This window comes from Streptomyces sp. NPDC002513 (assembly GCF_053595355.1).
Map to the genome: position 1 here is coordinate 211,100 of NZ_JBSFXK010000002.1, position 11,697 is coordinate 222,796.

Annotated in this window: 12 protein-coding genes; 5 read left to right on the forward strand and 7 right to left on the reverse strand. The window is 72.0% G+C overall.

The window, feature by feature from the left end:
- The first annotated feature begins 14 nt into the window (after nucleotides 1–14).
- Together ACWD5Q_RS02445 and ACWD5Q_RS02450 are read left to right on the forward strand one after the other, a co-directional pair.
- Nucleotides 15–890, forward strand: a complete 876-nt coding sequence (locus ACWD5Q_RS02445; RefSeq protein ID WP_451425122.1) for a PHP domain-containing protein — start codon at nucleotides 15–17, stop codon at nucleotides 888–890.
- 177 nt (nucleotides 891–1,067) lie between these two features.
- Entirely contained in the window at nucleotides 1,068–1,673 is a 606-nt protein-coding gene (locus ACWD5Q_RS02450) for a MarC family protein (RefSeq protein ID WP_451425123.1), read from the forward strand.
- Nucleotides 1,674–1,806: 133 nt separating this feature from the next.
- On the opposite strand, the gene ACWD5Q_RS02455 is transcribed toward ACWD5Q_RS02450, so the two are convergent.
- Nucleotides 1,807–1,959: a hypothetical protein gene (locus tag ACWD5Q_RS02455; protein ID WP_451425124.1), complete on the reverse strand. Its 153-nt coding sequence runs from the start codon at nucleotides 1,957–1,959 to the stop codon at nucleotides 1,807–1,809.
- 258 nt (nucleotides 1,960–2,217) lie between these two features.
- On the opposite strand from ACWD5Q_RS02455, the gene ACWD5Q_RS02460 reads away from it, so the two are divergent.
- Nucleotides 2,218–3,114: an NYN domain-containing protein gene (locus ACWD5Q_RS02460; protein WP_451425125.1), complete on the forward strand. Its 897-nt coding sequence runs from the start codon at nucleotides 2,218–2,220 to the stop codon at nucleotides 3,112–3,114.
- A 52-nt stretch (nucleotides 3,115–3,166) separates the two neighbouring features.
- On the opposite strand, the gene ACWD5Q_RS02465 is transcribed toward ACWD5Q_RS02460, so the two are convergent.
- Nucleotides 3,167–4,036 carry an alpha/beta fold hydrolase gene (locus tag ACWD5Q_RS02465; RefSeq protein WP_451425126.1) on the reverse strand — a complete coding sequence of 290 codons (870 nt, stop codon included), beginning with the start codon at nucleotides 4,034–4,036 and terminating at the stop codon, nucleotides 3,167–3,169.
- A 192-nt stretch (nucleotides 4,037–4,228) separates the two neighbouring features.
- Nucleotides 4,229–6,595 (reverse strand): DEAD/DEAH box helicase, encoded by a 2,367-nt coding sequence (locus tag ACWD5Q_RS02470; RefSeq protein WP_451425127.1) that lies wholly within the window; start codon nucleotides 6,593–6,595, stop codon nucleotides 4,229–4,231.
- Between the two features lie 475 nt (nucleotides 6,596–7,070).
- Between ACWD5Q_RS02470 and ACWD5Q_RS02475 the strand changes: the two genes are divergently transcribed.
- On the forward strand, nucleotides 7,071–7,808 hold the full coding sequence (locus ACWD5Q_RS02475) for a ferritin-like fold-containing protein (protein ID WP_451425128.1): 738 nt from the start codon (nucleotides 7,071–7,073) through the stop codon (nucleotides 7,806–7,808).
- Nucleotides 7,809–8,041: 233 nt separating this feature from the next.
- Here the strand turns inward: ACWD5Q_RS02475 and ACWD5Q_RS02480 are convergent, their stop codons facing one another.
- The 4 genes from ACWD5Q_RS02480 to ACWD5Q_RS02495 all read right to left on the reverse strand — a co-directional run bounded on the left by ACWD5Q_RS02480 (nucleotide 8,042) and on the right by ACWD5Q_RS02495 (nucleotide 10,272).
- Nucleotides 8,042–8,311, reverse strand: a complete 270-nt coding sequence (locus tag ACWD5Q_RS02480) for a hypothetical protein (protein WP_451425129.1) — start codon at nucleotides 8,309–8,311, stop codon at nucleotides 8,042–8,044.
- Nucleotides 8,312–8,524: 213 nt separating this feature from the next.
- The gene (locus ACWD5Q_RS02485; protein ID WP_451425130.1) at nucleotides 8,525–8,752 is read right to left on the reverse strand and encodes a DUF3107 domain-containing protein; all 228 of its coding nucleotides are present in this window, start codon (nucleotides 8,750–8,752) and stop codon (nucleotides 8,525–8,527) included.
- A gap of 214 nt (nucleotides 8,753–8,966) precedes the next feature.
- Nucleotides 8,967–9,611, reverse strand: coding sequence for a TetR/AcrR family transcriptional regulator (locus tag ACWD5Q_RS02490; RefSeq protein ID WP_451425131.1), 645 nt, complete (start codon nucleotides 9,609–9,611; stop codon nucleotides 8,967–8,969).
- A 439-nt stretch (nucleotides 9,612–10,050) separates the two neighbouring features.
- Entirely contained in the window at nucleotides 10,051–10,272 is a 222-nt protein-coding gene (locus ACWD5Q_RS02495; protein ID WP_451425132.1) for a hypothetical protein, read from the reverse strand.
- A gap of 221 nt (nucleotides 10,273–10,493) precedes the next feature.
- Here ACWD5Q_RS02495 and ACWD5Q_RS02500 point away from each other — a divergent pair, with 221 nt between their 5' ends.
- Nucleotides 10,494–11,528, forward strand: coding sequence for an alpha/beta fold hydrolase (locus ACWD5Q_RS02500; protein WP_451425133.1), 1,035 nt, complete (start codon nucleotides 10,494–10,496; stop codon nucleotides 11,526–11,528).
- Nucleotides 11,529–11,697 lie beyond the last annotated feature (169 nt).

Sequence of the window (11,697 nt, forward strand, 5' to 3'; positions counted from 1 at the left end):
CTGGAGCCCGTGTCGTGCGCATCGATCTGCACACCCACTCCACCGCGTCGGACGGCACGGACACCCCGGCCGAGCTGGTGCTGCGCGCCGCCGCCGAGGGGCTGGACGTCGTCGCGCTCACCGACCACGACACCACCCGCGGCCACGCGGAGGCGATCGAGGCGCTGCCCGAGGGCCTGACCCTCGTCACCGGCGCGGAACTCTCCTGCCGGTGGAACGGCATCAGCATGCACCTGCTGGCCTACCTCTTCGATCCCGAGGAGCCCGGCCTGCTCGCCGAGCGCGAACTGATCCGGGACGACCGCGTGCCGCGGGCCCACGCCATGATCGCCAAGCTCCGGGAACTGGGCGTGCCGATCACCTGGGAGCAGGTGGCCCGCATCGCCGGCGACGGCTCGGTCGGGCGCCCGCACCTCGCCTCCGCCCTGGTCGAGCTGGGTGTCGTGGACAGCGTCTCGGACGCGTTCACGCCCGCATGGCTGGCCGACGGCGGGCGTGGCTACGTCGCGAAGCACGAGACGGACCCCTTCGAGGCGATCCGGCTGGTCAGGGCCGCGGGCGGAGTCACCGTCTTCGCGCATCCGGCCGCCTCGAAGCGGGGGCGCACCGTGCCGGAGTCCGCCCTCGCCGACCTCGCCACCGCCGGGCTCGACGGCATCGAGGTCGACCACATGGACCACGACCCGGCGACCCGGACGCGGCTGCGCGGCCTCGCGCAGGAGCTGGGACTCCTCGCCACGGGCTCCTCCGACTACCACGGCAGCCGCAAGACCTGCGTCCTCGGCGAGTACACCACCGACCCCGAGGTGTACGGGGAGATCACCCGCCGGGCCACCGGGGCGTTCCCGGTACCAGGGGCCGGCGGACGCCGGAGCGTCCAGCTTCCGTAACCCCCCTGTGGTCACCTGTGACCCCCCTGCAGTGACCTGCGACCCCCTGTCTCGGAGGCACCACCCGGCATCCGCCGCCGTGCCCCCGCCTCACCGCGCCTTCCGCGCGGCGACCGCCCCCAGCGGCCGCGGCCCCCCTCGCCGCGCGTCCGCTCCGTACCTCTGCGCAAGGCCCCCATGTTCGACGTCGCCGTCTTCGGTTCCCTCTTCCTCACCCTCTTCGTGATCATGGATCCCCCCGGGATCACCCCGATCTTCCTCGCGCTCACCGCCGGCCGCCCCGCCAAGGTGCAGAAGCGGATGGCCTTCCAGGCCGTCTGCGTGGCCGGCGGCGTCATCGCCGTCTTCGGGGTGCTCGGCCACCAGATCCTGAACTACCTCCACGTCTCCGTGCCCGCGCTGATGATCGCGGGCGGACTGCTGCTCCTGCTCATCGCCCTCGATCTGCTCACCGGCAAGACGGACGAGCCGAAACAGACCAAGGACGTCAACGTCGCCCTCGTACCGCTCGGCATGCCGCTGCTGGCGGGCCCGGGTGCGATCGTCTCGGTGATCCTGGCGGTCCAGAAGGCCGACAGCGTGTGGAGCCAGGTGTCCGTGTGGACGGCGATCCTCGCGATCCATGTCGTGCTGTGGCTGGTCATGCGGTACTCGCTGCTGATCATCCGCGTGATCAAGGACGGCGGTGTGGTCCTGGTGACCCGGCTCGCGGGCATGATGCTCTCCGCGATCGCCGTGCAGCAGATCATCAACGGGATCACCCAGGTCGTCCACGCGAGCTGAACGGCCGGACGGGTCCCGGGAACGCGCGAAACCCCGTACGGACGTGCCGTACGGGGCTTCGAAGTCTCAGACGGCCGTGCGTGAGCAGCTGCGAGGCCGTTCGTACCGAGAGCGAGACGGTGGGTGAGGCGGCTTATGAGGCAGTCGGTTCGGCCGGGCGGATCCAGAGTCGCTGCCCGATGGCGGCGGCTTGCTGCACGATCTGCTTGACGGAGGCGGCGTCCACGACGGTGGTGTCCACGGGCCTGCCGTCGACATCGTCGAGTCGCATGATTTCGAAGCGCATGAGGCTTCTCCCTTCGTCTGGTCATCCTCCTGAGGAGAACTACTGGTGTGCGGAGCACGGGGCGGCGCTGCCCCCTCCGAAGGAGTCAACGGGTTGCTCCGCGCAAACATTCCCTACGCTAAGGAAATTTTTCGAGTCTCTAAATGATGACCGCTAAGTCGGTGGACGGCCACCGGAAGCGGTGGAGCATGTGTGTTCACGTAGCACCGATCGGGACCGGTTGTGTTCGCAGCGTGACCACCGGGACAATGGACGCATATGAACGACGACCTGGCGGCGCTCGGCGCCCGCATCGACCGCACGAACGAGCTGCTCCAGCGCATGCTCGCCGAGGTGGCGAAGACGCCCTCGACCCATGCGATCTTCGTCGACGCCGGCTATCTGTACGCGGCGGCGGGACGGCTCGTCGCCGGGACCGAGGACCGCCGGGCCTACGACCTCGACGCCGAAGGACTGATCGAGGCCTTCATCGACAAGGCGCGCTCGGTCTTCGCGGACAGCCGGCTGCTGCGCGTGTACTGGTACGACGGCGCGCGACGCCGTATCCACACGGCGGAACAGCAGTCCATCGCCGAACTCCCCGATGTCAAGGTGCGGCTCGGCAACCTCAACGCCAACAACCAGCAGAAGGGCGTCGACTCCCTGATCCGGACCGACCTCGAGTCACTGGCCCGGCACCGGGCCATCAGCGACGCGGCACTCATCGGCGGCGACGAAGACCTGGTGTCGGCGGTCGAGGCGGCGCAGGGGTACGGGGCACGGGTGCACCTGTGGGGGATCGAGGCCCCCGAGGGCCGCAACCAGGCGGAACCGCTGCTGTGGGAGGTCGACAGCCAGCGCACCCTCACGCTCGAGTTCTTCAAGCCCTACGTCGCCCGGCGAACGGCCGCGGCGTACGAGCCGTCCTCCGCGGCCCGTCCCACGCGTGAGGAGGTCCGCTTCGTGGGCGCGCAGATCGCCGCGAAGTGGCTCGCGGCGCGGGGCCGGGAGTCACTGGCGGACCTGCTGCCCGGACACCCGTATCTGCCCGGCTCCGTCGACCAGGACCTGCTGGTGGAGGCGGAGGGCGTGCTCCAGTACTCCCTGCGCGGCCAGTCGGACCTGCGGCGCGCGCTGCGGGACGGCTTCTGGGAGCACGTGCAGGGGCAGTACTGACGGACGGGCTTCCGAAAAGCGCCCGCGGGCGGGAACCGCGACCGGGCGACGGCTAGGCGTGCCGGTCCCAGAAGGCGGTGAGGGCCTCGGCCGTCGGCGCGGGCCGGTCCGTGTTGGGGGAGTGCTCCGCATGCGGCACGACCGTGCGGTGGGCGCCCAGCCGGGCCGCCATGTCGTCCAGCAGCGGGAGCGGCCAGGTGTCGTCGCGGTCGCCGGACAGGACGTGCACGGGCAGACCGGCGGCGGCCAGCTCGGCCACGCGGTCGGGTTCCTCGCACAGCTGCCGGCCCGTCGCCAGGAGCTGGGCGGGACTGTTGCCGAGCCAGCGGCGCCGCAGATCCTCCCCGTCGGTGAGGCCCTCGTCGATGCCCGAGGCGTCGCCCTCCCCGGGCGGCTCCATGGCCTGGATGGCGTCCCAGACCTCGGCCAGGTCCATGACGGCGAGGGCGTCCCTGAGCAGCTTCACGCGCTGCTGCTGCGGGACGGAGATCTGGGCCGGACCCGATGCCATGAGGGTGAGCGAGGCGAACGGGGAGGCGTCGAGCAGAACGGCGGCCCTGGCGATCTGACCGCCGAGGGAGTGTCCGAGGAGATGCACGGGCGCACCGATGGCGCGCGCCTGCGCGAGCACGTCCCGCGCCAGCTCGCTCTGCGCGTACGGCGCCTCGTCGTCCCGGGGCCCGGGGGACTGGTACTGCCCCCGCCCGTCGACGGCGACCGTCCGGTACCCGGCCTCCGCGAGCAGGGGCTGCACGACGATGAAGTCCTCTTTGCTCCCGGTGAAGCCGGGGAGCAGCAGGGCGGTCCCCTTCACTCGCGTAGTCGCCGCGTCCGCCATGAGCACGGCGAACTCCCCGCGCTCCGTGGCGAGCGTGTGCGCCCGGACACCGGGAGGCGGGACAAAGCTGGGGGGACGGCTCATGGTGGGGAGGTTACCGGGCGGTCGGGGGACAGCGAAGGCGGGGCGGGTGACGCCTGGGTGCACGGGGCGGCGAGAACCAGGGGGGAAAGAACGGCGGGAGCGAGAGGAACCGACGAGAAACGCCGATGGCCCGCCCCGGCGTGGGGGCGGGCCATCGGCGTTTTCGCCGTCTCAGCCTTCGGCCGTCCGGGCTCAGCCCTCGGCGGACTGGGCGGCCTTGCGCGTACGGCGGCGCGGCTTCGTCTCCGCGTCGTCCGCCTGCGCCGGGATCTCCGCCTCCACGGCAGCCGCCTTGCGGGTCCGGCGCCGGGGCTTGGCCTCGGTCTCCTCGGCCGTCTGCGCGGGAATCGCGGCTTCGGCCTCGGCTTCCGTGGTCTTGCGGGTGCGGCGGCGCGGCTTGGCCTCCGCGGCCTCCGCGGTGTCGACGGCGACCGTTTCGGGTGCGGCTTCCGTGGTCTTGCGGGTGCGGCGGCGCGGCTTGGTCTCCGCGGCCTCCGTCGCTTCCTCGGCGGGCGCCGGAGCCGTTTCCGTGGCTTTACGCGTACGGCGGCGCGGCTTGGCCTCGGTGGCCTCCGCGGTGTCGACGACGGCCTCGGCCGTCTTGCGTGCACGTCGCGGCTTGGCCGGTGCCTCGCCCTGGACCGTGTCGACAGCGGCCTCGGCGGGAGCCGGAGCCTCTTCCGTGGTCTTGCGGGTGCGGCGGCGCGGCTTGGTCTCCGCGGCCTCCGCGGCCTCCGCGGTGTCCACGGCGACCGTTTCGGGTGCGGCTTCCGTGGTCTTGCGGGTGCGGCGGCGCGGCTTGGTCTCCGCGGCCTCCGTCGCTTCCTCGGCGGGCGCCGGAGCCGTTTCCGTGGCTTTACGCGTACGGCGGCGCGGCTTGGCCTCGGTGGCCTCCGCGGTGTCGACGACGGCCTCGGCCGTCTTGCGTGTACGTCGCGGCTTGGCCTCGGTGGCCTCCGCGGTGTCGACGGCGACCGTTTCGGGTGCGGCTTCCGTGGTCTTGCGGGTGCGGCGGCGCGGCTTCACCGGCTCGGCGGCGTCCACCGCGTCCACCACCGCTTCAGCGGCCGCCGGCACCGCCGGCACCGCCGGCTCCACCGTTTCGGTCACCGTCACGGCCTGCTCCGGCGCCACCCCGGCGCGCGTGCGACGGCGGCGGCGCGGCGTGCGCGGCTCCACGGCCCCGGTCGTGTCGTCCAACGTGTTCGTGACCTCCGGCTCGCCCGTGGCGGTCAGGGCCTCGGTGGCGGCCGGCGTCTCCAGCGTCGCGCCGCCTCGCGTACGACGGCGGCGGCGCGGCGTACGCGCCGGACGCTCGCGTTCCGCGGACGGGGCCGAGGCGCGGCGGCCGCGCGGCCCCCGACCACCGGTCTCGCCGAGGTCCTCCAGTTCCTCCGCCGCGAGCCCCGCGCGCGTGCGCTCCGAGCGCGGCAGCACGCCCTTCGTGCCCTCGGGGATACCGAGGTCGGCGAAGAGGTGCGGCGAGGTGGAGTAGGTCTCCACCGGGTCGTTGAAGCCCAGCTCCAGCGCCTTGTTGATCAGCTGCCAGCGCGGGATGTCGTCCCAGTCGACGAACGTGATCGCCGTACCCGACGCGCCCGCGCGGCCCGTACGGCCGATGCGGTGCAGGTAGGTCTTCTCGTCCTCGGGGGACTGGTAGTTGACGACGTGCGTGACGCCCTCGACGTCGATGCCGCGCGCGGCCACGTCGGTGGCCACGAGCACGTCCACCTTGCCGTTGCGGAACGCCCGCAGTGCCTGCTCGCGTGCGCCCTGGCCCAGGTCGCCGTGGACCGCGCCCGCCGCGAAGCCGCGCCGCTGGAGCTGCTCGGCGATGTCGGCCGCCGTCCGCTTCGTACGGCAGAAGATCATCGCCAGTCCGCGGCCCTCGGCCTGGAGGATGCGCGCGACCATCTCCGGCTTGTCCAGGGAGTGGCCGCGGTAGACGAACTGCTTGATGTTCGCGACCGTCGCGCCCTCGTCGTCCGGCGCCGTGGCACGGATGTGCGTCGGCCGGGACATGTAGCGGCGGGCGAGACCGATGACCGCGCCCGGCATGGTGGCCGAGAACAGCATGGTCTGGCGCTTCGGCGGCAGCATGTCGATGATCTTCTCGACGTCGGGCAGGAAGCCCAGGTCGAGCATCTCGTCGGCCTCGTCGAGCACCAGGCACTTCACGTGCTTCAGGTTCAGCTTCTTCTGGCCGGCCAGGTCCAGCAGGCGGCCCGGGGTGCCGACGACCACGTCGACGCCCCTCTTCAGGGCCTCGACCTGGGGCTCGTACGCCCGGCCGCCGTAGATCGCCGTGACCCGCACATTGCGCACCTTGCCCGCGGTGAGCAGGTCGTTGGTGACCTGCGTGCACAGCTCGCGGGTGGGGACGACGACGAGCGCCTGCGGGGCGTCGGTGAGGTCTTCGGGCTTCGCGCGGCCCGCCTCGACGTCCGCGGGGACGGTCACGCGCTCGAGGAGGGGGAGGCCGAAGCCGAGCGTCTTGCCGGTGCCGGTCTTGGCCTGGCCGATGACGTCAGTGCCCGAGAGGGCTACGGGGAGCGTCATCTCCTGGATGGGGAAGGGATGGATGATGCCGACGGCTTCCAGGGCCTCGGCCGTCTCGGGAAGGATTCCGAGTTCTCGAAAAGTCGTAGTCAGGGTGCTGCCTCTTCTGTGTGTGCGGTGCGAGGCGAGCGCGGGGGTCGTGACCGTGCCGGATGACGTCGGCCGCTTGGGGGACGGGCCTGTGGCACGGGACCACGCCGACGCTCGAGCGCTCGTACCGCTGAGGGTCTCCCTCCGGGGGCCGTACGCACGCTGGCGTACGGATGAGGAGGGCTGTCGGGTCGGAGCCGATCGGGCCACCGACCGGGCATCCTCATACATGCGGCCCGTCGAGATACGTCAACGTACTCAGCAGGCGCATTACCACCATACCCCGGAATCACGCACACGCGATGGCCGATTCGGTCACGTAGTCGTCGTCACACTGCTTGACCGAGGCCTTCCGGGGCGCGGTGAGCGGGCTATTGTGCGCTTCATGACCACGCCTGACAACGCCCCCGAGGCATCCGCCGAACCCACCGGAGTCGCCGCCCAGGACTGGGCGACCGCCTCTGTCGACCCCCACTACCGTGCCGCGGTCGTGGACCTGCTCGGCGCCCTGGCGTACGGGGAGCTGGCGGCGTTCGAACGGCTCGCGGAGGACGCGAAGCTCGCGCCCACGCTCGCGGACAAGGCGGAGCTGGCCAAGATGGCCTCCGCCGAGTTCCACCACTTCGAGCAGATCCGGGAGCGGCTGACCGGGATCGGCGTGGGGTCCACCGAGGCGATGGAGCCGTTCGTCGCGGCGTACGACAGCTTCCACAAGCAGACGGCGCCCTCGGACTGGCTGGAGGGGCTCGTCAAGGCGTACGTGGGCGACTCGATCGCCAGTGACTTCTACCGCGAGATCGCGGCGCGGCTGGACGCCGACACGCGCGGGCTCGTGCTCGCCGTGCTGGACGACACCGGGCACGCCGGCTTCGCCGTCGAGAAGGTGCGTGGCGCGATCGACGCCGACCCGCGGGTGGGCGGCCGGCTCGCGCTGTGGGCACGGCGGCTCATGGGCGAGGCCCTGTCGCAGTCCCAGCGCGTGGTCGCGGAGCGGGACGCCCTGTCGACCATGCTCGTCGGCGGCGTCGCGGACGGCTTCGACCTCGCCGAGGTCGGCAGGATGTTCTCGCGGATCACCGAGGCGCACACGAAGCGGATGGCGGCCCTGGGCCTGGCGGCCTGACGGCGGCGTGGCGCGGGCCTCGGGGCCCGAGCGAACGCGGCGGCGGTCCCGGTCATGGTCACCGGGCCGCCCGAGCGTGTCGTCGCAGTCGCAGTCGCAGTCGGAGCCTGGGGCGGAGCCGGAGCCGGTGGCGGGGTGGGCGTGGGCGCCGATCTCCGCGGTGTCCCCCGTCTCCCCGGTCTCCTTGGTCTTCCCGGTCTCCGAGGTCTCCCTGGTCTTCCCCGTGTCCGGCCTCAGGCCGTGGCCGACCGGCGCCGAAACCGCTCCGCAGGCCGCAGCAGCAGCGACAGCGAGGCCGCGGAGACGACCAGGGCGCCCATGAGGATCACCAGGAGGCCCACGGCGCCCAGGGCGCTACGGGTGACGAAGGCGCCGAAGAGGGCACCCGCCACGCCCGTCGGCAGCACCAGGGCCCGGGCCGGCAGCCGGTGGGGCAGCCGGTGCGCGGCGACCCAGGCCAGGGCCAACCCGAGGACGGCGGAGCCGAGCGCTTCCAAGAGCATGAGTGGTTCCCTCTCGCAAGGCTGCTGCCAGGGCATATCGGTCGTAGCCGGTCCTACCCCCGGCGCGCGGAACACAATCATCCACTGTGTGCGAGATGTGCTCCATCTGTGCACTCCGCATCCGGGTGCGAGGCCGCCGGGACCTGTGCGGCGGGCGTGAGAAAGGGGCCCGGCGGCGTGCGCCACCGGGCCCCTTCCCTGCTCCGTTCGGATCTACAGCGTGCCGAAGCCCACCTTGCGGGGGGCCGTCTCGCCGATCTCCACATAGGCGAGGCGGTCGGCCGGGACCAGGAGCTTGCGGCCGTGCTCGTCCACCAGGCTCAGCAGAGCCGACTTGCCGGACAGCGCCTCGGCCACGACGTTCTCCACCTCTTCGGCACTCTGACCGCTCTCCAGAACGATCTCGCGGGGCGCGTGCTGCACGCCGATCTTGACCTCCACGACTTTGTCCCTCCGACGGTCAGTGATGTGCGCGGCCGTCCGCGCCGTACCAGCACACATTAGCCCGGTGAGGGGATCTGCACGCTCTGCCCCTGAACGCCAGGAGCGAACAGCCGACGGGAACAAACGCGCGTGCGGCCCCACCCGGTGCCGTCACACGGTCCGGCTCGGTGCCGTCACACGGCTCCGCTCAGCGGTGCCCGCGCGGTCCCGGTCAGTGGTGCTGGTCGTTGCCGTGCAGCGGGAAGCCCGCGATACCCCGCCAGGCCAGGGACGCCAGGAGCTGCACCGCCTGGTCGCGCGGCACGCTGTGGTCGCTGTGCAGCCAGGAACGCGCCACGACCTGGGCGAGACCGCCGAGCCCGGAGGCCAGCAGCATCGATTCGGCCCGCGACAGGCCGGTGTCCTCGGCGATGACGTCGCAGATCGCCTCCGCGCACTCGAGGGTGACCTTGTCGACGCGCTCGCGCACGGCGGGCTCGTTCGTCAGGTCCGACTCGAAGACCAGCCGGAACGCCCCGCCGTCGTCCTCCACGTACGCGAAGTAGGCGTCCATGGTGGCCCGGACCCGCTGCTTGTTGTCCGTCGTCGACGCGAGAGCGTTCCGCACGGCCTGCAACAGCGCCTCGCAGTGCTGGTCCAGCAGGGCCAGATAGAGGTCGAGCTTGCCGGGGAAGTGCTGGTAGAGCACCGGCTTGCTGACGCCCGCGCGCTCGGCGATGTCATCCATCGCCGCCGCGTGGTAACCCTGCGCCACGAAGACTTCCTGCGCGGCGCCCAGGAGCTGATTGCGTCGGGCACGGCGCGGCAGGCGAGTGCCCCGCGGGCGCGCCGCCTCTGTCTGCTCGATGGCTGTCACGCCGCCTCCCAAGATCGTCCACATGCGGTGTGCGCCGCGCCGCCATCGTACTTTTCGGTAACCGTGGTGTGCGCGGTGCGAGCGCAGAATTTCACGGACCGGACGCCGGCGAAACCCGTCCTCGGCGTCCCGGACACCGACGGGCCGGGCGAATCGCCTCCCCGGCGCTCGCCGACGCCGGGCGGTCCCGCCACCTCGCGCACCCCTCCTCTTACCTCGCGCACGTCTTCTCTTACCGCGCGTGACGGTCGTGTGCGTCCTGCCTCGCGTGACGGCCCTGCGCGGGGTGCTCGTCCGGTTCCACGTGGTCGCCCGGTCCGAGAGGGGTTCGTCCCGTCCCACGCGATCGTCCTCTATGCCTCACCGATGCCGATGCCGATGCCGATGCCGATGCCTGTACCGATACCGATACCGAACCCGATCGTGTGGTCCCGGGTGCTCACCGATAGTCGTCCTCGTCAAGGGAGATGACGCGTTTCTGCTCCACGAGGTCCGCCACGTTGGCGCGCAGGACCTCCTCCTCGGTCAGCGGCTCGTCCCGCTCGGGGGCGAGTTCCCGGTGCTGTTCGGCGGCGTCGTTCACCGGGGCCTCCACGTCGAGTTCGTCGAGGTCCGTCTCGTCGTCCTCGAACGTCTCGGGCTCGGTGGGGTCTGCGGCCATGGTGGGCTCCCTTCCCAGAACTCCTGGAACGTTCTTGAAGAGGCAGGGTCCACATGCGGGTGCCCTGTTATGAGCCTAGGAGACACCCGAATCGGACGCTATGTGTGCTGACGGCGCTCTTCGGGGCGGGCCGACAGGGTGCGGGGGCCGGAGTGCCGGGCCCTTCCGTTTGTGACAGCGAACACAGGAACCACGATGTGATCGTCTCGTAACATTGCCGCATGTCTTCGACCGAGTTGCCGTCCGTCCCGGCCGCCAATGCACTGCCGAAGGTGACGCCCGTCCGGGTCGAGGAGGGCGAGCGGCTCAGGACGGTGGGACTGCCCGGAATCACGCTGACGGTGCGGTCGAGACCGCCGCGGCGCGAGGGGCTGGCGCCCGCGCTGTACGTCCACGGGCTCGGCGGCTCCTCCCAGAACTGGTCGGCCCTGATGGTGCTGCTGGACGGGCTCGTCGACGGTGAGGCCGTCGATCTGCCGGGCTTCGGCGACTCCCCGCCGCCCGACGACGGCGACTACTCCGTCACCGGGCACGCGCGCGCGGTCATCCGCTATCTCGACGCGAGCGGACGCGGGCCCGTGCACCTGTTCGGCAACTCGCTGGGCGGGGCCGTCGCCACGCGCGTGGCGGCCGTACGGCCCGATCTCGTCCGTACGCTCACCCTGGTCTCCCCGGCGCTTCCGGAGATCTTCGTGCAGCGCGGCGCGGTGCCCACGGGGCTGCTGGCGCTGCCCGGGGTCGCGGCCCTGTTCACCCGGTACACCAAAGGCTGGACGGCCGAGCAGCGCGTCCGCGGAGTCACGGCGCTGTGCTACGGCGACCCCGGGCGCGTCACCCCGGAGGGCTTCCGCGCCGCGGTCGAGGAGATGGAGCGGCGGCTGCGGCTGCCGTACTTCTGGGACGCGATGGCACGCTCGGCGCGCGGGATCGTGAACGCATACACGATGGGCGGACAGCAGGGTCTGTGGCGCCAGGCGGAGCGGGTCCTCGCGCCGACTCTGCTGGTGTACGGCGGCCGGGACCAGCTCGTGTCGTTCCGCATGGCCAAGCGTGCGGCGCACGCCTTCCGCGACTCCCGGCTGCTGACCCTGCCGGAGGCGGGACACGTGGCCATGATGGAATACCCGGAGCTGGTGGCCCGGGCCTTCCGGGAACTCCTCGCGGACGCAGGCGAGTTGACCGCGGACGCGGGCGACCGCGACGGTGGCGGGGTACGAGGCGGAGTCGAGTCCGGCGGCGCCGGGGCGGGGAGCTGAGGCGCGGCGTGGGACGGCACAGCCGCAAGGGGCGGGGCGACAAGAGGGGCACGGGCTCGGACAGGGGCGCGGTCCCGGGCATACCGGCGCCGGCCCCGTCGGCCTCCGGCACGAGACCGACGACGGCCGGCCCGGCACCGACGACGGCAGGCACGAGACCGGCGACCGT